Origin of the sequence: Serratia nematodiphila DZ0503SBS1, from assembly GCF_000738675.1 — a bacterium.
GTDB lineage: Bacteria > Pseudomonadota > Gammaproteobacteria > Enterobacterales > Enterobacteriaceae > Serratia > Serratia nematodiphila.
On record NZ_JPUX01000001.1, the window covers coordinates 3,853,237 to 3,874,973 of the forward strand.

Annotated in this window: 23 protein-coding genes and 1 other annotated feature; of the genes, 1 reads left to right on the forward strand and 22 read right to left on the reverse strand. The window is 58.0% G+C overall.

Features of this window, described 5'->3' with window-relative positions:
• Positions 1–355 precede the first annotated feature (355 nt).
• The 13 genes from lplA to JL05_RS17810 form a co-directional block, all read right to left on the reverse strand.
• The gene (gene lplA / locus JL05_RS17750) at positions 356–1,369 is read right to left on the reverse strand and encodes a lipoate--protein ligase (protein WP_033633202.1); all 1,014 of its coding nucleotides are present in this window, start codon (positions 1,367–1,369) and stop codon (positions 356–358) included.
• Positions 1,370–1,428: 59 nt separating this feature from the next.
• Positions 1,429–1,893, reverse strand: coding sequence for an NlpC/P60 family protein (locus JL05_RS17755; protein WP_016927954.1), 465 nt, complete (start codon positions 1,891–1,893; stop codon positions 1,429–1,431).
• A 176-nt stretch (positions 1,894–2,069) separates the two neighbouring features.
• A complete protein-coding gene (arnF, locus tag JL05_RS17760) occupies positions 2,070–2,462 on the reverse strand; it encodes a 4-amino-4-deoxy-L-arabinose-phosphoundecaprenol flippase subunit ArnF (RefSeq protein WP_033633203.1) in 393 nt (130 codons plus the stop codon).
• Positions 2,459–2,803 carry a 4-amino-4-deoxy-L-arabinose-phosphoundecaprenol flippase subunit ArnE gene (gene arnE, locus JL05_RS17765; protein WP_004931404.1) on the reverse strand — a complete coding sequence of 115 codons (345 nt, stop codon included), beginning with the start codon at positions 2,801–2,803 and terminating at the stop codon, positions 2,459–2,461. The genes arnF and arnE overlap by 4 nt, the downstream gene beginning before the upstream one ends.
• Positions 2,800–4,464 carry a lipid IV(A) 4-amino-4-deoxy-L-arabinosyltransferase gene (gene arnT, locus JL05_RS17770; RefSeq protein ID WP_033633204.1) on the reverse strand — a complete coding sequence of 555 codons (1,665 nt, stop codon included), beginning with the start codon at positions 4,462–4,464 and terminating at the stop codon, positions 2,800–2,802. Before arnT ends, arnE begins: the two co-directional genes overlap by 4 nt.
• Positions 4,461–5,366 (reverse strand): 4-deoxy-4-formamido-L-arabinose-phosphoundecaprenol deformylase, encoded by a 906-nt coding sequence (arnD, locus tag JL05_RS17775; RefSeq protein WP_004931406.1) that lies wholly within the window; start codon positions 5,364–5,366, stop codon positions 4,461–4,463. Before arnD ends, arnT begins: the two co-directional genes overlap by 4 nt.
• The gene (gene arnA, locus JL05_RS17780) at positions 5,363–7,345 is read right to left on the reverse strand and encodes a bifunctional UDP-4-amino-4-deoxy-L-arabinose formyltransferase/UDP-glucuronic acid oxidase ArnA (protein ID WP_033633662.1); all 1,983 of its coding nucleotides are present in this window, start codon (positions 7,343–7,345) and stop codon (positions 5,363–5,365) included. Before arnA ends, arnD begins: the two co-directional genes overlap by 4 nt.
• Positions 7,345–8,325: an undecaprenyl-phosphate 4-deoxy-4-formamido-L-arabinose transferase gene (gene arnC, locus JL05_RS17785; RefSeq protein WP_033633205.1), complete on the reverse strand. Its 981-nt coding sequence runs from the start codon at positions 8,323–8,325 to the stop codon at positions 7,345–7,347. The genes arnA and arnC overlap by 1 nt, the downstream gene beginning before the upstream one ends.
• Positions 8,312–9,466, reverse strand: coding sequence for a UDP-4-amino-4-deoxy-L-arabinose aminotransferase (gene arnB / locus JL05_RS17790; protein WP_033633206.1), 1,155 nt, complete (start codon positions 9,464–9,466; stop codon positions 8,312–8,314). Before arnB ends, arnC begins: the two co-directional genes overlap by 14 nt.
• Positions 9,467–9,862: 396 nt before the next feature.
• Positions 9,863–10,618 (reverse strand): vitamin B12 ABC transporter ATP-binding protein BtuD, encoded by a 756-nt coding sequence (gene btuD / locus JL05_RS17795; RefSeq protein ID WP_033633207.1) that lies wholly within the window; start codon positions 10,616–10,618, stop codon positions 9,863–9,865.
• A gap of 5 nt (positions 10,619–10,623) precedes the next feature.
• Positions 10,624–11,175 carry a glutathione peroxidase gene (locus JL05_RS17800; protein ID WP_033633208.1) on the reverse strand — a complete coding sequence of 184 codons (552 nt, stop codon included), beginning with the start codon at positions 11,173–11,175 and terminating at the stop codon, positions 10,624–10,626.
• Between the two features lie 45 nt (positions 11,176–11,220).
• Complete coding sequence (gene btuC / locus JL05_RS17805) at positions 11,221–12,228, reverse strand: vitamin B12 ABC transporter permease BtuC (protein ID WP_033633209.1); 1,008 nt, start codon at positions 12,226–12,228, stop codon at positions 11,221–11,223.
• Positions 12,229–12,406: 178 nt separating this feature from the next.
• Complete coding sequence (locus JL05_RS17810; protein WP_033633210.1) at positions 12,407–12,823, reverse strand: DUF2502 domain-containing protein; 417 nt, start codon at positions 12,821–12,823, stop codon at positions 12,407–12,409.
• Between the two features lie 231 nt (positions 12,824–13,054).
• Between JL05_RS17810 and JL05_RS25845 the strand changes: the two genes are divergently transcribed.
• A complete protein-coding gene (locus tag JL05_RS25845; RefSeq protein WP_015377698.1) occupies positions 13,055–13,186 on the forward strand; it encodes a hypothetical protein in 132 nt (43 codons plus the stop codon).
• A gap of 189 nt (positions 13,187–13,375) precedes the next feature.
• Here JL05_RS25845 and ihfA read toward each other — a convergent pair whose 3' ends face one another.
• The 9 genes from ihfA to JL05_RS17855 form a co-directional block, all read right to left on the reverse strand.
• Positions 13,376–13,672 carry an integration host factor subunit alpha gene (ihfA, locus tag JL05_RS17820; protein ID WP_004931414.1) on the reverse strand — a complete coding sequence of 99 codons (297 nt, stop codon included), beginning with the start codon at positions 13,670–13,672 and terminating at the stop codon, positions 13,376–13,378.
• 4 nt (positions 13,673–13,676) lie between these two features.
• Positions 13,677–16,064, reverse strand: coding sequence for a phenylalanine--tRNA ligase subunit beta (gene pheT, locus JL05_RS17825; protein WP_033633211.1), 2,388 nt, complete (start codon positions 16,062–16,064; stop codon positions 13,677–13,679).
• A gap of 14 nt (positions 16,065–16,078) precedes the next feature.
• Positions 16,079–17,062 carry a phenylalanine--tRNA ligase subunit alpha gene (pheS, locus tag JL05_RS17830; protein WP_004931416.1) on the reverse strand — a complete coding sequence of 328 codons (984 nt, stop codon included), beginning with the start codon at positions 17,060–17,062 and terminating at the stop codon, positions 16,079–16,081.
• A gap of 187 nt (positions 17,063–17,249) precedes the next feature.
• Positions 17,250–17,372: a sequence feature (Phe leader region), on the reverse strand.
• Positions 17,324–17,368 (reverse strand): pheST operon leader peptide PheM, encoded by a 45-nt coding sequence (gene pheM / locus JL05_RS25655; protein WP_121626058.1) that lies wholly within the window; start codon positions 17,366–17,368, stop codon positions 17,324–17,326. (Overlaps the previous feature by 45 nt.)
• A 113-nt stretch (positions 17,373–17,485) precedes the next feature.
• Complete coding sequence (gene rplT / locus JL05_RS17835) at positions 17,486–17,842, reverse strand: 50S ribosomal protein L20 (RefSeq protein WP_004931417.1); 357 nt, start codon at positions 17,840–17,842, stop codon at positions 17,486–17,488.
• 43 nt (positions 17,843–17,885) lie between these two features.
• The gene (gene rpmI, locus JL05_RS17840; protein ID WP_004931418.1) at positions 17,886–18,083 is read right to left on the reverse strand and encodes a 50S ribosomal protein L35; all 198 of its coding nucleotides are present in this window, start codon (positions 18,081–18,083) and stop codon (positions 17,886–17,888) included.
• A 98-nt stretch (positions 18,084–18,181) separates the two neighbouring features.
• Positions 18,182–18,733 carry a translation initiation factor IF-3 gene (gene infC / locus JL05_RS24955; protein ID WP_048233542.1) on the reverse strand — a complete coding sequence of 184 codons (552 nt, stop codon included), beginning with the start codon at positions 18,731–18,733 and terminating at the stop codon, positions 18,182–18,184.
• A gap of 3 nt (positions 18,734–18,736) precedes the next feature.
• On the reverse strand, positions 18,737–20,665 hold the full coding sequence (thrS, locus tag JL05_RS17850) for a threonine--tRNA ligase (RefSeq protein WP_015377696.1): 1,929 nt from the start codon (positions 20,663–20,665) through the stop codon (positions 18,737–18,739).
• Between the two features lie 218 nt (positions 20,666–20,883).
• Positions 20,884–21,507, reverse strand: coding sequence for a hypothetical protein (locus JL05_RS17855; RefSeq protein ID WP_033633212.1), 624 nt, complete (start codon positions 21,505–21,507; stop codon positions 20,884–20,886).
• Positions 21,508–21,737: the final 230 nt, after the last annotated feature.

The following is a 21,737-nucleotide window of genomic DNA, read 5'->3' on the forward strand; positions in this document are numbered from 1 at the left end:
AAGAAAAGCAGCCGGACTTATGCCAAGGTAGCCGCCAAACGCGTTATGCGAAAAGGTATTTGACTTAAGTTGAATGGATTTATGGCTAAATTTGACTTATCTCCTTTGTTTTATTTAAGAAAAATCCTAAATAAAGTAAAATAATCTTTCCTTCTTAACGCCAATTTTCCCTGCCGTTAACGACGACTGATTAAATTTAATAACGCATCAATTCCGCCCGTTATTCGCGGCATTGAAAACGTAAAAAAATGCCCACCTTGATTTTCAGAAAATCTGCGCTACCACCCTGCAAAACGTCGATTTCAGCGATAAAAAAAGGGATGAGCACGCTCATCCCTTCATCACCAGGCCTGCGCTAGCGGATCGTTTCGCTCAGCCATTGCCGCAGCTCGGCTAATTCGGCCGCCTGCTGAGGATAGTCCGCCATCAGCCGGTCACAGCAAGCGGCAACGGGCTCGCTTCGATACGCGCAGCCCACCAGCATCTCCGCCAACCGCTGCAGCGGGGCGGGATTCAGGCTGTCGGTGAATACCTGCGCGCGAACGATCGCCCCCTTCTCCACATCGAAGAACAGGTCTACGCCGCCCCAGACAAAGCGTTCGTTGAGCAAGTGGCTGAACGCCGGCGCCTTGCCAAAATTCCATTCCCAACTGCTCTGTTTGGCGAACTGCGCGGCAAAATCGGGCAGATCGGGGAATACATCCGGCGAAATGATCTCCGGCTCGGCCGTTTCGCCATAGTGGGCGAAGAAGGCCTGCACGACAGCGTCGCATACCTGCTCATGGCTGATGCCCGGCAAAAACTCCGCCAGGTTGGCGACGCGCGAACGCACCGAAGTGATACCCTTGGCCTGCAGCTTTTTTGGATCCGGGTTCAGGTAGTCCGCCAGCCGTTCCAGATCGGCATTCAGCAGCAGCGTGCCATGGTGGAAACCGCGATCCTGCGTTTCTCGATAGGCCGAGCCGGATATTTTGCGCGGCCCGTCGGCGGTTTCCATCACCAGATCGTTGCGCCCCGACGCGCCGGCTGTGACGCCCAACTGCCGCAGCGCTTGCAGAATGATGTCGGTCGAGACGCTCTTGTCGTAGCCCGGTTTGCCGGCCATAAAGGTGAAGCAGGTATTGCCCAGATCGTGAAATACCGCCCCGCCGCCGCTGCTGCGCCGCGCCAACCGAATGCCGTCCTGCTCCATACGCCGGGTATTGCACTCTTTCCAGGGGTTCTGCGACTGGCCAATCACCACCGTTTCGGCATTGCGCCACAGGAAGAGAATTTTTTGCGTGGTCATTTCGCGGAAGATGCACTCTTCCACCGCCAGGTTGAACCAGGGATCGTAGGAGTCGGAGATCAATAAACGCAGGCTGTTCATGGCAGGCACCGTTCAAAACACGAGATGCCGCCATGATACACCAAATCAACGGGTTAAGGCTAAATGCGTCGCGCCTGCCAGTACACCCGCTTCCAGTAGACGTTATCGAGCGAGGAGCGGATCACCCCGCGGCTGGTCGACGCGTGGATAAATTGGTCGTTGGTATCGTAAATGCCGACGTGCAGGCCGTTCTCACCGCCGCCGGTCTTGAAAAACACCAGATCGCCCGGCATCAGCTCATCGCGTGAAACCTTGGTGCCCAGTGAGGTCTGTTCTTCGGTCGAACGCGGCAGTTGCATGTCGAAGCGATCGCGGAACGTGCGGTAAACAAAGCCGGAACAGTCTACGCCGCCGCGATCCAGACCGCCGTAACGGTATGGCGTGCCGTACCATTGGCGCAACTGTTCGTTGAGCTGGGCCACCACCACGATAGAGTCCGCGAGGCGGCCGCTGGGCGGCGGCGCATGGCTGCTACACCCGGCGAGGATCAAACTGGCTAATAAAAACCACACACGCATCCGCATAATATCCCTTCATTGAACACGTCGCCGCATTATGCCATCCGGTACACCACCACACCGCCTGCGAGGCAAAGCCGGCATCACGTAAGGAGAGCGCCATTTGGCGTTAATTTATCTCCCGCACGGTGAAAAAGGCAAGCGCCATAAGGGAGATAATGGCGGGATCGCCGGTTTTGGCGCTATTCCGGCGATTTTGTCTCGGGTTTGCTGTTAATCAGCCAGACGCCGAACAGAATAAACAGCGTGCCCAACGTTTTCAGCAGCGTAGCGGATTCGTTAAACCACGGCAGGATCACCGCCGCCAGGTAAACCAACGCATAGCTGACGCTCAGCAGAGGATAAGCGCGGTTTAACGGCAGATGGCGCAGCGCAAAGAACCAACACAGCATCGACAGCGCATAACCGAAGATGCCACCGCTCACCGCCAGCAGCGGCAGCCAGTAGTCGCCGATCAGCGCCAACGAGACGTCGGCGAACGACATCAGCGGGATTTGCACCATGCCCCACTTCATCAGCAACTGCGCCAGCGTCACCAGCAACACGCTGGCGGCGCCCCAGGCATAGCCCCTCATGAATGCACGCTCATCAGCAGGATCCCCAGCATAATCGACGCCACGCCGCACCAGTGGCGAACGGTTGTCGGCTCATGAAACAGCCAGCGCGCCGCCAGCGTCACCATCACGAAGTTCAGGCTGAGCATCGGGTAAGCCAGGCTGAGCGGCAGGCGTTGCAGCACATTGAGCCACACCGCCATGCCCAGCCCCAACAGCAACACCGCCAGCGCCAACCAGCGCAGCGTCTGTTTCAGCCGCGCCTCGTCTGCCCGTTCCCAGCAGTGCGCCGCCTGTTTCTGGCACAGCTGCCCACCACAGGTGAGCAGGCTGACCACTATCACCAACAAAAAACCGATCATGGTTGCTGTTTATACCACATCAGCACCAGGCGGTTCATACGATCCACCTTGTCTGCGGCCGGCAGCTCCTGCGGCAGCGCTTCGCCGCGGGACAGCTGCAACACCAGCGACACATTGCCCTGCTTGCGCGCCTGCGCCAGCCACTGCGGGAAGTCGGCATCGCTGATCAGGTGCCCCTTGGCGTCCGGATACTCCAGACCATAGGCCACCTCGCCTTTCTGGCTGTACATCAGCACGTCGCTGCGCTTCAGCTCCCAGGCCAGGCCGGCCGCCAATCCGACGCTGTCGCTCAACACATAGCGGCTGTCGCTCAGTTCGGCCATCGTGGCGCGGACGAAGTTTTGCGGCAGTTTGGAATCGGTCACCTGTTGCGGGATGGCGTAACCGATCACCAGGCACAGCAGCACCGGGCAAGCCGCCGCCCAGCGCCATTGGCGGCCGTTATCGCGCGCAGAAACCAGTGCGAACAGCAGCCAACCACCGAAGGCGATCAGGCCGAGCACCACTTTCGGCCACTCCTGGGGAGTAAACAGATGCGCTTTCGGCAGCAGGCCGGAGCTTAACACCACCAGCGCCACGATGCCGATCCCCCCGAACAGGCCGTTCAACCAGGCGTTGGCCTTGAACAGCCTGGCGCGCAGCGTGGCGGCATAGTCTTCCGCATAAGCGGCCATCAGCAGCGCCAGCGGCGCCATGCACGGCAGAATGTAGGTCGGCAGCTTGCCTTTGGCGATGCTGAAGAAGATCAGCGGCATCAGCGCCCAGCTCAGCAGGAAGAACAGCTCCGGACGCTGTACGCGCTCGCGCCAACCTTTGAGCAGCGCGCCGGGCAGCAGCGCCAGCCAAGGCAGCACCGCCGCCAGCAGAACCGGCAGGTAATACCAGAACGGCGCCTTGTGTTGAGCATTATCTTCGGCGAAACGCTGAATATGCTCGACCCAGAAGAAATAATTCCAGAAATCGGGTTCGCGTTGCGCGATCGCCAGCGCCCACGGCAGGCTGAGCAGCGTAGCGGTCACGATCGCCACCGGGCCATAGCACAGCAGATCCTTGATGCGGCGTTGCTGAATGACGATCGGGATCACCGCGATCACAGGCACCGCCAGCGCCAGGAAGCCCTTGGTCATAAAGCCCATGCCGCAGGCCAGGCCCAGCAAGGCGTAGGCGCCCAGCTTACCCTTGACCGAAGAGGCCTTCAGCGTCAGGTAATAGCTGACCATCGCCGCCGCCAGCCACAGCGAAATCATCGGATCCAACACGCTGTAAGTGCCGATGCTGAACACCAGCACCATCGACAGGAACATCAGCGCCGCCAGGCTGGCGCGGCGCGCATTGCGCCACATCAGCATCGCCAGCGCGAACACCAGCAAGGCGGTCATGCCGGTGCTGAACACCGAGCCGAAGCGCACCGCAAAGTTGTTTTCGCCGAACAGCCATTGGCTGATGTTATTGAACCAGTAACCCGCTACCGGCTTCTCGAAATAGCGCAGCCCCAGCAGATGCGGCACCACCCAATCGCCGCGCTGCAGCATTTCACGGCTGATCTCGGCATAACGCGTCTCGTCCGGCTGCCACAGCAGGCGGCCATTAAGCGGGATCAGGTAAACCAGAGCAAAAAAAACGGCCAGCAGAATGGCCCAGGATCCTTTTAGCGCCTTCATGTAACGTCCTTCACATCGGTTTGACAACCCAGCCAACCTTCGCGGCCGGGGAAAGGAGCGCGCTTGATGCGGCCCAACGGCAGTGACGCCAAATCTTGCGGTAACAGCGCGCTCAGCGGACAGAATTCGATGCCCTGCCGCTGTGCGCGTTGCAATAACTGTTCGAACATCGCCGTCTGCGACATGCCTTCCACTTCGGTGTGAATGGTGTACACCGGCACGCCGCGATCGTTCTCGATGGCGCGCAGAATATAGTCGTTGAAGTCGGCCATACTGACTTCGCTGCCAATCACTTCATCGAAGGTCGGCAACGTCACCGGGATCTGCACCGTACCGTGACGCCCGTCGCTCAGCACCGGACGAAACGGATGGGTGCCGCGGCAATCGCTGTTGTAATGGAAGCCGAAGCGCTGCTTGACCTCCAGCACGCGCGTATCGGCGCGCCAGCCCGCCACGGCGGAGCATTTCACCGGCTGGCCGGTGCAGGCGCTCAGGGCGTCGACGCCCAATTGCACCTGCTCGGTCAATTGCGCCTCGCTCCACTTGCCGACCTTGGCCTGCCAGCCCTGGTGATCCCAGGCGTGCAGCCCGACTTCATGGCCGGCTTCGGCGGTGCGCTTCATCAGCGGCCCCAACGCGCGCGAAATATTGCGCCCCGGCCAGGCGGTCCCGGCCAGCAGAATATCCAGGCCGTACAGCGAGGCGGCGTTCGAACGCAGCATTTTCCACAGAAATTTCGGACGCAAAAGGCGCCAAAGATGGCGCCCCATGTTGTCCGGTCCCACGCTGAAGAAGAAGCTGGCCTGAATGTCGTACTTTTCGAACAGGTCCAGCAACTGCGGCACCCCTTCACGGGTGCCGCTGAAGGTATCTACATCAACCCGCAGACCGACTTTCTTCATGCACCGTTCCCTTCCTGAACGGTTGTGCGCAGGAAGTAGTCCAGCGTATCGGCGACGGTTTGCTTCATCTCGATGGTCGGCTGCCAGCCCAGCAGGCGGTGAGCGTTTTTGATGCTCGGCGTGCGGTGCTCGACGTCCTGGTAACCTTTGCCGTAGTAGCTGCTGCTCTCTACGTCCTTGAAGCCGGCAAACGGCGGGAAGCGATCGCGCAACGGGTGGTTGTTGAAGCTTTCCAGCAGCATTTCCGCCAGCTCGCGAATGCTCGCTTCGTTGGTCGGGTTGCCGATGTTGACGATCTGGCCGTCGCACAGGCCGTCGCGGTTCTCGATGATGCGAAACAGCGCTTCGATGCCGTCGTTGATGTCGGTGAAGCAACGTTTCTGCGCGCCGCCGTCCATCAGTTTGATCGGCGAACCTTCCACCAGGTTGAGGATCAACTGGGTGATGGCGCGGGAAGAGCCGATGCGCGCAGCGTCCAGGTTATCCAGGCGCGGCCCCATCCAGTTGAACGGACGGAACAGCGTGAACTTCAGGCCTTCTTTGGCGCCGTAAGCCCAGATCACCCGATCCAGCAGCTGTTTGGAGACCGAATAGATCCAGCGCTGCTTGTTGATTGGCCCGACGATCAGACGCGAATGGTCTTCGTCGAACTCTTTATCGTCGCACATGCCATACACTTCTGAGGTGGACGGGAAGATGATGCGCTTGTTGTATTTCACGCAGTCGCGAACGATCTTCAGATTCTCTTCGAAGTCCAGCTCGAACACGCGCAGCGGGTTACGGGTGTATTCGATCGGCGTCGCGATCGCCACCAGCGGCAGCACCACGTCGCATTTCTTGATGTGATACTCGATCCACTCGGAGTGGATGCTGATGTCGCCTTCCACAAAGTGGAAACGCGGGTTGTCGAGGAAGCGGCTGATGGCGTCGGAACCGATATCCAGACCGTAGATGTCGTAGCGGTCATCGCGCAGCAGGCGCTCAGTCAGGTGGTTGCCGATGAAGCCGTTAACCCCGAGGATCAGCACGCGGGTGCGGCGTTTCATTACGGCATTCGGCTTGGCGGCCAAACGCACGTCGGTGACGATACCCATTTCCTGCGCCAGGCGGCTGCCCTGCACATACAGACCGCTGTCGTTCTGACCGGCGACGATCTCCAGCGCACCTTCGCCACAAGCGATGACCAGCGGCGAGGTGCTCAGCACGGTGCCCGGCTGTTTATCGTGTTGGGTGTCCAGCACGCGAGAGCGCCAGACGATCAGCTTGCGCTGACCGAGGTAGCTGAAGGCACCCGGGTACGGCTCGGTGACGGCGCGCACCAGGTTGTTGATCTCTTTGGCAGATTTGTGCCACAGGATCTCACCGTCCGCCGGGGTGCGGCGACCGAAGTAGCTGGCCTGAGACTCATCCTGCTTGGTGAAGGTGGCGGTGCCGTTCTTCAGCTTCGGCAGCTGCTCTTTCAACACGATCTGCGCGGCTTCCAGCACTTTTTTGTGCAGCGTCAGCGCAGTGTCGTTGTCTGCGATGGTCACTTTCTGCTGACCGACGATGTCACCGGCGTCCGGGCGTTTCACCATTTTGTGCAGCGTGGCGCCGGTTTCGGTTTCGCCATTCACCAGCGCCCAGTTCACCGGCGCGCGGCCGCGGTAACGCGGCAGCAACGAGCCGTGCAGGTTGAAACCGCCCTGCGGCGCCAGCGACAAGATCTCGTCGCTCAGCATGTGGCGGTAATAGAACGAGAAGATCACGTCCGGCTGCAGTGCGCGAATGCGGTCAACCCACAGCGGGTGATTTACGTCTTCCGGCGCATAGACCGGCAGATCCAATTCGGCGCCCAAACGGGCCACAGAGGAGAAGAAGTTGTTCTCACCAGGGTCGTCGGTGTGCGTGAACACGGCCTGCACGTCATAACCCGCCTCAGTCAGCGCTTTCAGACCTGCGCAGCCAATATCATGGTAAGCAAATACAATAGCTTTCATCATTCTTCTTCCTGAGTATTGTGGTCATGCTGTGCACCGACCACTTTCTGAACAAAATAGCGAGGACGCGCACGCACGTCGGTATAGATACGGCCGATGTATTCACCCAACAGCCCCATGCCGACAAACTGGGCGCCGATAAAGGTGAACAGGACGGCGAAAAGGGTGAACACGCCGCCGGCGGCCCATTCAGGGCCGAGCAGCAGACGCAGCGCAATCAGCACCAGCGCCAGCACAAACCCGGACAGCGCCACGACGCTGCCGACCACGCTGAGCAAACGCAGCGGCGTAGTGGTCAGGCAGGTGATCAGGTCATACATCAGGTTGATCAGCTTCATCAGGCTGTACTTGGAGTCGCCAAACTCGCGCTCAGCGTGGCGCACGTCGATCTCGGTGGTACGGCGGGCGAAGGTGTTCGCCAGAATCGGGATAAAGGTGCTGCGCTCATGACAGTGCAGCATCGCCTCAACGATATGACGACGGTAGGCGCGCAGCATGCAGCCGTAGTCCCCCATCGACTTGCCGGTGGCGCGTTGAATCATCATGTTGATCACGCGCGAGGCGCTTTTGCGGAACCAGGAGTCCTGACGGTTGGCGCGCACGGTGCCCACCACGTCATAGCCCTCTTCCGCCACGCTGACCAAACGAGGGATCTCCTCCGGCGGGTTCTGCAGATCGGCGTCCAGCGTAATCACCAGATCGCCGGTCACCTGGTTGAAACCGGCCATGATCGCCGAGTGCTGGCCGTAGTTGCGGTTCAGCAAAACGGCGATCACGTGGCTGTCCGGCTTTTCCGCCGCCGCGGTCAGCATGTCAGCGGAGTTGTCGCTGCTGCCATCGTCGACGAGGATGATTTCATAAGGTTGAGATAACTGCTTACAGGCGCCAGTAGTACGCTCCAGCAACGCCGGCAGGCTTTCCTGCTCGTTGTATACCGGAATGACTACCGACACTTTTTTAATCGGTTCAACGCGAGACACGTAAAGACTCCACAACAGAAGACAAGGCATTGACCACGCGATCCACGTCGGCGTCGGTCATGTCAGGGAATAGCGGTAAGGTGCACAGCCGCGCCGAGTTCCATTCGGTATTCGGCAAAGAAAGCTGTGGATAACGCTCACGGTAGAATTTCTGGGTGTGCGCGGCGCGGAAATGCAGCCCGGTGCCGACGCCAACCTCTTTCAGGCGCTCCATCAGCTGGTCGCGATCGATGCCGCAACGCGCCGGATCGACGCGGACCATGAACAGGTGCCAGGCGTGGTCATGCGGATAATCCGGCACGCCCAACGGTTGGAACGGCGAGCCTTCCAACGCGCTCAGGTAGCGCTGTGCCAGCGCCTTACGCCGTGCGTTCAGCTCAGCGAAGCGCGACAGCTGCACCACGGCGATCGCCGCGTGAATGTCGGACAGGTTGTACTTGTAACCCGGCTCCACCACTTCGGCCTGCGGTTTGCGGCCTAGCTGCTGGCGATCGAAGGCATCGACGGCCAGACCATGGAACTTCAGACAACGCAGGCGATCCGCCAACGCATCGTCATCGGTGGCGATCAGACCGCCTTCGGCGCAGGTCACGTTTTTAATCGCATGGAAAGAGAAAATCGCCGTGCCGCGTGCGCCGACCCATTCGCCGTTGTAGCGCGTGCCGACCGCGTGGGCAGCGTCTTCGATCAGCGGTAAGCGGTGGCGTTCGGCCACGGCGCGCAGCGCATCCATCTGCAGGGGAGCACCGGCATAATGCACCGGAACAATCGCTTTGGTTTTGGGGGTGATGGCAGCCTCGACATCGGCGGCGCTGACCATCAAGGTCTCACGGTCAACGTCGATCATCACCGGCGTAGCGCCCAGCAGTTCGATCATGTTGAGGGTAGAAACCCAGGTTTGCGAAGGGGTGATGACTTCGTCGCCGGGCCCGATGCCCAGCGCCATCAGCGTGATGTGCATACCCGCCGTGGCGGAACTGACGGCGATGGCGTACTTACAGCCGAAAGTGGAACAGAAGTCATTTTCCAGTTGCTGGTTTTGCGGCCCGGTAGTGATCCAGCCGGAACGCAACACTTTCTCTACCGCGGCGATTTCTTCGTCGCCGATGGCCGGACGAGAGAAAGGCAAAAATTGATCCATAGTTAACCCCAAACGTATCGAACTGCTTTTGATGACACTGTAAATCCCTTTCGTTTAACGAATATTAAACGCCAGAGAAGAATCGTTTCCGTGGATTAACTGCCAATGTAAGGGTGCAAGCTTAACTAAACCTTAAGACGAGGCTTGTCATCAGTAAGAGAACTGATGGATAGGCGCTGTCATCATTAATTTAAATTTATTATGTAAATCAGGTAATTATATTTATTAATAATTATTTACTTATTTTATTTTTGCCGAATCAAGCGTAGCACGTCATTGACGTTTTTCAAGAAAACTCACAAGAAAATGAGAGGCAGCACAATAATAGCCGATGACTACCCGGCTATTTATATTCACTACGTTTAGTTTTCGTTTATATTTATACCCCAGGGCGAATTAAGCCGTGCGGGTCATGATCCAACGCTGGCTCCCCACCCATTGCAGGTGGAAATCCACTTCATAGATCTGCGACAACAGTGCGGGCGCCATCACCTCACGGGTGATGCCCTGCGCGACCAACTGCCCAGCGTGCAGCAACCAAACCCGATCGGCCTGCTGCAGGGTATGATTCAGATCGTGCGCGCACACCAGCGCGCTGCGCCCACTTTGGCAAAATTCGCGCAGCAGGCGATCCAGCGCGACCTTTTGCGCCACATCCAGGCTATTGGTTGGTTCATCCAGCAACAACAATCGGCTGTGCGGGTTAACGCTGGGCCACACCTGCAGCAATACCGCCGCCAGCCGCACCCGTTGCCATTCTCCACCGGAAAGCTGTGTCAGCATGCGTGACAGTTTATCCACCAGCTTCAACCGCTGGCACAGATAGAGGATGGTGTGTTCCACCTCGGTTTGCGCCGCGCCGGCAGGCCGGTGCAACGCCAAATACTGAAACACCGGCATCAGCGACACCGGCGGCTGTTGCTGGCTGAGATAACCGCGTCGGCGCGCCAGCTCGCTCCCCGGATAATCGGAGAGCGCGCGTCCGTCCAGGCAGACTTCGCCCCGCCCCGGCAGCATGCCCGCCACCCGCGCCAGCAGAGTACTCTTCCCTGCGCCATTTGGGCCGATCAGGTGAACCTGCAACCCGCCGTCAATCTGTGCCGAAAAAGGCGCCAGGCGCCCCGCCACCCCAACCTCAACGAGTTGCAGCATCCGTATTATCCTGCCAGCGCTTGTTTCACCGCCGCCACCAGCGCCGGATCCTCAGGTGTGGTGTCCGGCGAGAAGCGCTGGATCACCGTGCCGTCGCGCGCGATAAGGAATTTCTCGAAGTTCCACAGAATATCGCCGGGATGCTTCGGCGCACGCCCTTTGCTGGTCATCCGCGCCAGGAACTCGCTGCCTTCCGGCGCGACGGCCTCCGGCTGTGCGGCAATCAACGCTTGGTACAGCGGATGACGGTGTTCGCCGTTCACCTCAATCTTGGCAAACATTGGGAATTGCACGCCGAAGGTGCCGCGGCAAAACGCCAGGATCTCTTCGTTGCTGCCCGGCTCCTGGCCCAGGAATTCATTGGACGGGAACCCCAGGACTTCCAGCCCCCGATCGCGATAGGTTTCGTACAGCGTCTCCAGCCCTTCGTACTGCTTGGTCAGGCCGCACTCCGAGGCCACGTTGACCACCAGCAGCACCTTGCCCTGATAGGCACCCAGCGTGGTCGTCTGATTTTCGATGGTTTGTAACGGCAGGTTGTCGATTGGCTTGTTCATCGGTTGTCATCCTTTGGTTTTTTAATGGCAGGTGAATGAAGAAAACTACCTTACGCCTTTTGTCCGGGTCAGTAACCAGATAAATAGCGGCGCCCCCAGCGTGGCTGTCACCACGCCGATCGGCAGCTCGGCCGCCAGCAGCGCAACGCGGGCGATCACATCGGCCACCAGCAACACCCCGGCCCCCGCCAGCGCGCAGGCCGGCAGCAGATAGCGCTGGTCTGTCAGGCCGGTGAGCCGCAAAATATGCGGGATCACCAGCCCAACGAAGCCGATCACCCCGGCTAGCGCCACGCTGACGCCAACCAGCCAGCCGATCGCCAGCACCAGCAGGTTACGCCACACATGCAGCGACAGCCCGAGCTGGCGCGCCTGCACCTCGCCCAGCGCCATCAGGTTGAGCGCTCGGCCCTGGCCACACAGCCACAGCAACACCGGCAGCAGCGCCAGCACCAGCCACTTTTGGCGCCAGTCAACGCCGCCGAAACCGCCCATCATCCAGTACATCAGCTGCCGCAGATCGAGGCTGGTGCTGAAATAGACCGCCCAGGTCATCAGCGCGCTGCACACGATGCCCAGCGCCACGCCGACCAGCAACAGCCGTGCATTGGTCAGACGTCGCCGGCGAGCGAAGCCCAGCAGCAAGAAGGTCATCGCCAGCGCACCGGCTATCGCGGCGGCGCTCATCAGCGCCACCGGCAACAAACCGTGCCCCAACAACACCGTCAGCACCAGCGCTACGCCGGCGCCGTTAGCGACGCCCAGCAGACCGGGCTCCGCCAGAGGATTTTCAAACAGCGCCTGCATCACCGCGCCCGCCACCGCCAGGGCGGCGCCGACCAGCATCACCGCCAGCGCGCGCGGCAAACGCAGTTGCCAAACAAACAGTTGCGCTCGATCGCTGAACCACTCTGACGGCCATATCCATTGGTCGCCGGCGCAAAGGCTGACCAGCAACGCCACCGCCACGCCCAGCGCCAACAGACTGAGCTGGCGTTTATCGCGGTAGCGTTGATGTTGCAACAGTAAGGTGAAGGTACGGCTGGTTGGCATGCGCGGCGGTTCCCTGCCGGCCGCTGTCGTGGCCGGATAATTGACGTTTGAGTCGAATATTAGGGGGTTAACGCCGCAAGGGGAAGTCTTGCGTGGATAGTGGCTCAGGAAAGCAGCAGCTGGCCTTGCCCGTCATCGCAACAATGATGGCAAAACCAGCCGCCGATAAACTCAGGGATTAACGATGCGAGCCGGAGTTGCCCGGTGGATAAGGTTGGCCGCGGCCGCCATCGCGGCGGTCATGGTCACCGCGATCGTCATGACGGCGGTCGTGGTCGCCACTATCGCGATCGCCGTGGAATGGATTGCCGCTGCGTTCCGGCCCACGATGCTCATAGCCACGCGGCGGCGAAGGTTGCCAGCGTCCGCCGTCCCAGTACATACCGCGCGCATTGCGCTCACCCAGGCCGCGACCCTGGTGCGCATGCCACCACTGCGGTGGACGCCAGTCGTAGCCATCCCAGTAGTAGCCGCGACGGTCCTGATCCCCCAGATGCAGAGAAACGCCCGGCACGTTGATATCGACGGAGACATCGGCCTTCGCCGCCAGCGGCAGCAACAGCGGGAAACACACCAGCAACAGGATCTTTTTCATTTCACCTTCTCACTCTATTTTCTTGCTGCAGTGGTTATATCAGCGTGCTTATTTAACGACTATCTCACCGATGCCTATTTTCAGATTGTTTTCGACGGCCTTACACAATCCCTACACTGTTTGCAGCCACCTTTAATTATCATAACCACTGACAAGATTTAACGAATAACTGACGTCTCTCAAGCGGCGCGGCAATTATAGTTAAATGGATTTCCACCGGAGGATTATAAGATGATTAAACGTATCGGTATGCTGCTGACCGTTGTAGCCCTGGCCTCAACCCTGAGCGCCTGCTGCTGGGGCCCGCACGGGGGCGGTGGCCACCGCGGCGATGGCCCTGGCCATTATTACGGCCGTTATTGAAACAACAAATATGGCTGCTCACCACATAAAATAAGATATAAGAATACTCCGTAATTGAGATTAAATAAATTTTCGCCGAGGTGATTTAATGAATAATCTTAATTCATGCATTGCCCATTAGGAATGGGCTGAATTTTGTCTCAGAAAAGAAAAAGGCCGCGCAAGCGGCCTTTTTTGATGTCACGTCACTCACCCTTTCGGGCTGGCGTTTTCTACCCGGCTTTTCAGCTTCTGCCCCGGACGGAAGGTCACCACACGGCGCGCCGTAATCGGAATGTCTTCGCCGGTCTTCGGGTTACGCCCCGGACGTTGGTTCTTGTCACGCAGATCAAAGTTGCCAAAACCCGACAGTTTTACCTGTTCGCCATTCTCAAGAGCCCGACGGACCTCTTCAAAGAACAGTTCCACCAGGTCTTTGGCGTCCCGTTTGCTAAGCCCAAGCTTCTCAAACAGGTGTTCTGACATTTCAGCTTTAGTAAGCGCCATAGGTTCAATCCCTCAAGGATGCTTGGAATCGCTGTTTTAGAGCCTCTACGCATTTTGCAACGGTAGCGGCTATCTCCTCTTCTTCCAGTGTACGAGCGGTATCCTGCAATACCAGACTGATAGCCAGGCTCTTGTCACCTTCTGCCACGCCCTTGCCACGGTACACGTCAAACAAGTTTACGCCAACTACCTGATTTGCGCCAACTTTCTTACACTCGGCCAAAATATCTTCTGCGGGGACGTTTTCAGCCACCACAATGGCGATATCACGGCGGTTTGCCGGGAAGCGCGAAATCTCCCGCGCCTGAGGCACGGCGCGGCTCGCAAGCTTGTTCCACTCCAGTTCAAACACCACGGTGCGGCCGTTAAGATCCAGTTTACGTTCAAGTTCCGGGTGAACCACACCGATGAAACCTACGCGTTCGCCGTGCAAATAAATCGCCGCACTTTGCCCTGGATGCAGGGCCGGATTGGCTTCCGCCCGGAACTGAATTTCGGATAATTTACCGGTCAGCTCGAGGACGGACTCCAGATCCCCTTTTAAATCATAGAAGTCGACGGGCTTGCGCGCCAGATCCCAATGTTCATCGTGCGTATGGCCGGCGATCACGCCCGCCAGCATGACATCCTGACGGATACCCAGATCTGCCGCACTATCAGGCACAAAGCGCAGGCCGCTTTCGAACAGGCGCAGACGCGTCTGCTGGCGGTTCTGGTTATACACCACCGCAGACAGCAGGCCGGTCCACAGCGACAGGCGCATCGCCGACATTTCTACCGAAATCGGGCTTGGCAGGATCAGCGCTTCTTCATTCGGGTGCAGCAGCGCCTGCACCTTCGGATCGACGAAGCTGTAGGTGATCGCTTCCTGATAACCGTGATCGACCAGCATGGTCTTCACGCGCTTCAGCGTCAGATCGGCTTCGCGATGCTGGGTCATCACCAGATCGGCGCGCACCGGCACATCCGGGATGTTGTCGTAGCCGTAAACGCGCGCCACTTCTTCCACCAGATCCTCTTCGATCTCCATATCGAAACGCCAGCTTGGCGCGACCGCTTGCCAGCTGTCGCCCTGCTCGGTCACCTGGCAACCCAGGCGGCGCAGAATGTCACTGACCTGCTCGCTTGGCACCACGTGGCCGATCAGGCGATCCAGTTTCTCGCGGCGCAGCGTGATGGTGGCGCGCTTCGGCAGTTCGTTCTCGTGGGTCACGTCGATAATTGGGCCGGCCTGACCGCCGCAAATATCGAGCAGCAGGCGCGTGGCGCGTTCCATCGCTTTGTACTGCAGCGCCGGATCGACACCGCGCTCATAGCGGTGAGAAGCATCGGTGTGCAGGCCGTGACGACGCGCGCGGCCGGTGATCGACAGCGGGCTGAAGAAGGCGCATTCCAGCAGCACGTCCTGAGTTTCCCCGTTGACGCCAGAATGCTCGCCGCCGAAGATGCCCCCCATCGCCAACGCTTTTTGATGATCGGCGATCACTAAGGTGTCGGCGTTCAGTTTGGCTTCACTGCCATCCAGCAGCCTCAGTGTTTCGCCTTCTTCCGCCATGCGCACCACGATGCCGCCGTCGATGCGGCTCAGATCGAAAGCGTGCATCGGCTGGCCAAGCTCCAGCAGCACATAGTTGGTGACGTCAACCACCGCATCGATGGAGCGGATGCCGCAGCGACGCAGCTTTTCACGCATCCACAGCGGGCTTGGCGCCTTGACGTCGATGCCTTTCACCACACGGCCCAGATAACGCGGGCAGGCCTGCGGCGCGTCAACGCGGATCGGCAGCGTGGCGTCGATGGTGGCAGCCACCGGGCTCATATCCGGCTCGGTCAGCGCCACCTGGTTCAGTACGCCCACGTCGCGCGCGACGCCGATGATACCCAGGCAGTCGGCGCGGTTCGGGGTAACGCTGATCTCGATGGTGTTGTCATTCAGTTTCAGGTAGTCACGGATGTCGGTGCCGATCGGCGCATCCAGCGGCAACTCGATGATACCGTCATGATCGTCGGAAATGCCCAGCTCGGAGAACGAGCACAGCATGCCTTCCGAAGGCTCGCCGCGCAGCTTGGCGGCTTTGATTTTGAAATCGCCCGGCAGCACCGCGCCCACGGTGGCGACCGCCACTTTCAGGCCGGTACGGCAGTTCGGCGCGCCGCAGACGATGTCGAGCAAACGATCGCCGCCCACGTTAACTTTAGTGACGCGCAGTTTGTCGGCGTTCGGGTGCTGACCGCACTCGACCACTTCCCCCACCACAACGCCGTTAAACGCGCCGGCAACCGGATCCACGCCGTCCACTTCCAGGCCGGCCATGGTGATTTGATCGGATAATGCTTCGCTGCTGATGGCCGGGTTTACCCACTCGCGCAACCAGAGTTCACTGAATTTCATGTGATATTCCCGCCTTACTTAAACTGTTTGAGGAAACGCAGATCGTTTTCGAAGAATGCGCGCAGGTCGGTGACGCCGTAACGCAGCATCGTCAGGCGCTCCATGCCCATGCCAAAGGCGAAGCCGGAGTAAACTTCCGGATCGATGCCGACGTTGCGCAGCACGTTCGGATGTACCATGCCGCAGCCCAGCACTTCCAGCCACTTGCCGTTCTTGCCCATCACGTCCACTTCAGCGGACGGCTCGGTGAATGGGAAGTAGGACGGACGGAAACGAACCTGCAGGTCTTCTTCAAAGAAGTTGTTCAGGAAATCGTGCAGCGTGCCCTTCAGGTTGGTGAAGCTGATGTCTTTATCGACGATCAGCCCTTCCATCTGGTGGAACATCGGGGTGTGAGTCTGATCGTAGTCGTTACGGTAAACGCGGCCCGGCGCAATGATACGGATCGGCGGCTGTTGGTTCTTCATGGTGCGGATCTGCACGCCGGAAGTCTGGGTGCGCAGCAGGCGTGTGGCGTCGAACCAGAAGGTATCGTGGTCGGCGCGCGCCGGGTGATGCCCTGGAATGTTCAGCGCGTCGAAGTTATGGTAATCGTCTTCAATCTCCGGGCCGGTGGCAACGGAAAAGCCCAACTCGCCGAAGAAGGTTTCGATACGGTCGATGGTGCGGGTCACCGGATGCAGGCCGCCGTTCTCCATGCGACGGCCCGGCAGGGAAACGTCGATGGTTTCAGCCGCCAGGCGCGCGTTCAGCGCGGCGCTTTCCAGCGCGTTCTTACGCGCGTTCAGGGCGTCCTGCACCTCTTGCTTGGCCTGGTTGATCACCGCGCCGGCCGCCGGACGGTCTTCCGCCGGTACGTCACGCAGAGACTGCATCTGCAAGGTGAAATGACCTTTCTTGCCAAAATATTCGACGCGTACCAAATCTAACGCGGCAACATCCTGGGCATCTTCTACGGCTGCCTTGGCATTGGCAACCAGCTCTGCGAGATGTGGCATTGCTTTCCTCTTCCTCTGGCCGGGATGGCCCTAAGTAATTGTTATCTATTATTCGAACACGCCTTTGAGCAATCTTCAAAGACTTTTCAATGCGTTGTCGGCCAAGCGACTCACCTGCGCGGCACAGGGCCGACTGAGTGTCTGCCGCCCTCGCCACAACAATGTGCAAGGCAAGGCGATGGCCAAAAACAAAAAAGCCTCCACGAGGGAGGCTTAGGCGCTACTTTTCGTTTCTTTTCTTACGCGCAAAGCCTCCTGAAATCAGGCGCTAAAGTAAAAAAAGAAACGAAAAATAGCTGCGTGCATGATTGCGGTACCTTGTCGATAATTGTCCACCAGTGATATAGCGGCGGGCAATAAAAGTCAATATTTGTCGCTGAAAACAAAGATTAAAAGAGGGAGCAAGCTCCCTCTTCAACTGACTTACGCCAGAGCTGCTTTCGCTTTCTCAACCAGTGCGCCGAAGGCCACTTTGTCGAAGACTGCGATGTCAGCCAGGATCTTACGGTCAATTTCGATCGAGGCTTTTTTCAAGCCGTTGATGAACTTGCTGTAAGACAGACCGTTCTGACGAGCAGCTGCGTTGATACGTGCAATCCACAGCTGACGGAACTGACGCTTACGTTGACGACGGTCACGGTAAGCATACTGACCTGCTTTGATTACTGCCTGGAAGGCAACACGATATACGCGCGAACGGGCACCGTAGTAACCTTTCGCCTGCTTCATGATTTTCTTGTGACGTGCGCGTGCAATTACACCACGTTTTACGCGAGCCATATGCTCTCTCCTAAAGTCTTATTCTAAATTCAAAAAAAATGGCTTATGCGTACGGCAGGCACGCGGTAACCAGGACCAGATCGTTTTTAGACACCATGCCTTTCGGACGCAGGTGACGTTTACGCTTGGTTGCTTTTTTGGTCAGAATATGACGCAGGTTGGCATGTTTACGCTTAAAACCACCGCTGCCGGTTTTTTTGAAGCGCTTGGCTGCACCACGTACAGTTTTAATCTTTGGCATTTTAATTAAATCCACTTCGCATTGTTAAACAACGAATCAGTTGGGCGAATAAAACCCACACAGCGCAAGCGCCGCGCGGGTTCCATTACTTGTAAGCCTTACTGTTTCTTCTTAGGAGCGAGCACCATAATCATCTGGCGGCCTTCGATCTTCGTAGGGAAGGATTCGACCACTGCCAGATCCATATCTTCACACAGGTCTTTACGGACGCGGTTAAGCACTTCCATACCGATCTGCTGGTGCGCCATCTCACGCCCACGGAAACGCAGGGTGATTTTGGCTTTATCGCCATCTTCCAGAAAGCGAATCAGGTTGCGTAGTTTGACCTGATAGTCGCCATCATCGGTGCCAGGACGGAATTTGATTTCCTTGACCTGAATAACTTTTTGCTTCTTCTTCTGTTCTTTCGTCGACTTGCTCTTCTCGTAGAGGAATTTGCCGTAATCCATGATTCGGCAAACTGGCGGTTCGGCATTTGGGCTGATTTCTACTAAATCAACGCCCGCTTCCTCAGCTTTTTCAAGAGCTTCATTCAGACTGACAATACCAATCTGCTCGCCATCGACGCCGGTTAGGCGAACTTCTTGCGCGCGAATTTCTCTGTTAATGCGATTAGGACGCGCCGGTTGAACTCGTTTTCCGCCTTTAATACTTTATTCCTCCAGTTGATGAAGACTACGGCTGCGAATCTCTTTCAGCAGCTTGTCTACGACTTCGTTTACGTCCAGGCTTCCCAAGTCTTTGCCACGGCGGGTACGAACGGCAACTTTGCCGGCTTCGACCTCTTTGTCGCCGCACACCAACATGTAAGGGACTCGACGTAAAGTATGTTCGCGAATTTTAAAGCCAATCTTCTCATTTCTCAAGTCCGCTTTCACGCGAATACCTGCATCCTGCAGTTTTTTGGTCAATTGCTGGACGTAATCAGACTGGCTGTCGGTGATATTCATCACCACCACCTGCACCGGAGCGATCCAGGTCGGGTAGAACCCGGCGTATTCTTCGGTAAGGATACCGATGAAGCGTTCCATGGAGCCCAAAATGGCGCGGTGAATCATTACCGGCACGACGCGATCGTTGTTTTCGCCAACATACGAAGCGCCCAAACGGCCCGGCAAGAAGAAATCGAGCTGCACGGTACCACATTGCCATGCGCGATCCAAACAATCATGCAGGGTAAATTCAATTTTCGGTCCGTAGAAGGCGCCCTCGCCCGGCTGGTACTCGAACGGAATGCCGTTCTCGGTCAGCGCGGCGGCCAGGTCTTCTTCCGCACGGGTCCACATGTCGTCGGTGCCGATGCGCTTTTCCGGGCGAGTCGACAGCTTGACGGCGATCTTGTCGAAACCGAAAGTGCCGTACACGTCATAGACCATGCGAATGCATTCGTTCACTTCGGCGCGCACCTGCTCTTCGGTACAGAAGATGTGGGCGTCATCCTGCGTGAAGCCGCGCACGCGCATAAGGCCGTGCAGGGAGCCCGACGGCTCGTTGCGGTGGCAGCTGCCGAATTCCCCCATGCGCAGCGGCAAATCGCGGTACGACTTCAGGCCCTGGTTGAAGATCTGCACGTGCCCCGGGCAGTTCATCGGCTTGATGCAGTATTCACGGTTCTCCGACGCGGTGGTGAACATGGCGTCTTTGTAGTTTTCCCAGTGGCCGGTTTTTTCCCACAGCACGCGGTCCATCATGAACGGACCTTTCACTTCCTGGTACTGGTACTCTTTGAGCTTCATGCGCACGAAGGCTTCCAGCTCGCGGAAGATAGTCCAACCGTCGTTGTGCCAGAACACCATGCCCGGCGCTTCTTCCTGCATGTGATACAGGTCGAGCTGTTTGCCGATCTTGCGGTGATCGCGTTTGGCCGCCTCTTCCAGGCGTTGCAGGTAGGCGTTCAGCTGCTTCTTGTCTGCCCAGGCGGTACCGTAGATACGCTGCAGCATTTTGTTTTTGCTGTCACCGCGCCAGTAAGCGCCGGAGGTTTTCTGCAGCTTGAAATGGTGGCAGAAACGCATGTTCGGCACGTGCGGGCCGCGGCACATGTCGATGTATTCTTCGTGGTGATACAGGCCAGGACGATCGTCATGGCTGATGTTCTCATCCAGGATCGCCACTTTATAGATTTCGCCGCGCTCAGCGAAGGTGTCGCGGGCTTCTTGCCAGCTGACCTTCTTCTTGATGACGTCGTAATCCTTATCGGCCAACTCGTGCATCCGCTTTTCCAGCAGATCCAGGTCTTCCTGCGTCAGGGTGCGGTCGATATCCACGTCATAATAGAAACCGTTGTCGATAACAGGACCGATCGCCATTTTGGTATCCGGCCACAGCTGCTTGATCGCATGACCCAGCAGGTGCGCGCAGGAGTGGCGCATGATTTCCAGACCGTCTTCGTCTTTGATGGTGATGATGGCCAGCTGCGCATCCGATTCGATCAGATCGCTGGCATCAACCAGTTCGCCATTGACGCGACCGGCGATACAGGCTTTCGCCAGGCCAGGGCCGATATCGCGCGCGACATCCATCGGGGAAACGGGGTGGTCGAAATGACGCTGACTACCGTCAGGAAGAGTAATAACAGGCATTAATAATTCCTTATCTACAGTGGTGACCCACACGACAGATCACATGCAGTACGAAAATTGGATTTTGGGTTTGGTCAGCCAGGTTTCAGATCTCGCCCACAATTGCCAGATTGAAACCTCACTGGGTATACAGAATGGAACGCATACCTTCTCAGCCGCATTCGGCTAAGCGAATAGTATCACTAAAATTGTTCCGGATAAATAAAGCGCCGCCGCCCTCACACTTCCGCCTCATTCGGCGCAAAAACGGTCTTCATGTAGCTGAGGGTGGCCAGCAGGCACAGGCCGTAGCCCAGCAGTTCGCAGCCCTCTTCCACCATGTTTTTCACCACCCGGTTGTAACCGTCCAGCATCAGCGTTTGCCACAGCGCGCTCATGCCGAACAGGCGTGAAAACACCAGAATGCACAGCAGGCCCGCGCACATCATGCCGTAGCCGGGATGCGTCACGAAATCGGCCAGGCCGCGCACCGTCGCCGCAATGTGCCTGGCGGCATGGCACAGACAGACCAAGGTGACCGCCAGCGCGAACCACACCCAGGCGCCGTGCCACAGCGCATCGAAAGCGAAGTCCATCTCGCGGATCAGCATGCAGAGAAAGAAGCCGCCGACCAGCATCCAGGCGGAGCGGCGTTCCGCCTGCCGCCAGGCCGCGGCGAAAAAACCGCCGGCGATGGCGAGCAGCAACAGTTCCTGCGCCGCTTCGGTCAGCGAGGTTTCATGCACGAAGTTATGCAACCAGTGCACATCGATAAACACCAGACCGACCAATGCCGCCATGAAGGCGGCGGAAAGCGCGAATGCGCTGATTTTCCCCAGTAAAAGTTTCAACTCGTCTTGCATAATCAATCTCATTATCGTTTTAAAGCGCGCCTATGGTAGGCAGCTGAGCCTGCGGGGTGTAGCAATTGATGCTGAACGTCGGCCTTTACCGGCCAATTGCGGCGAAAAAGGCCATAAAACACAAAAATTGTGCGTTTTTTTTCTGAGCGCCGCTCGTTTTTCAGCCTGCGCTCATCATGGGGTGCGAGGTATTAACGACGTTATAGGGGCTGATGCATTTTGGTGCGCGT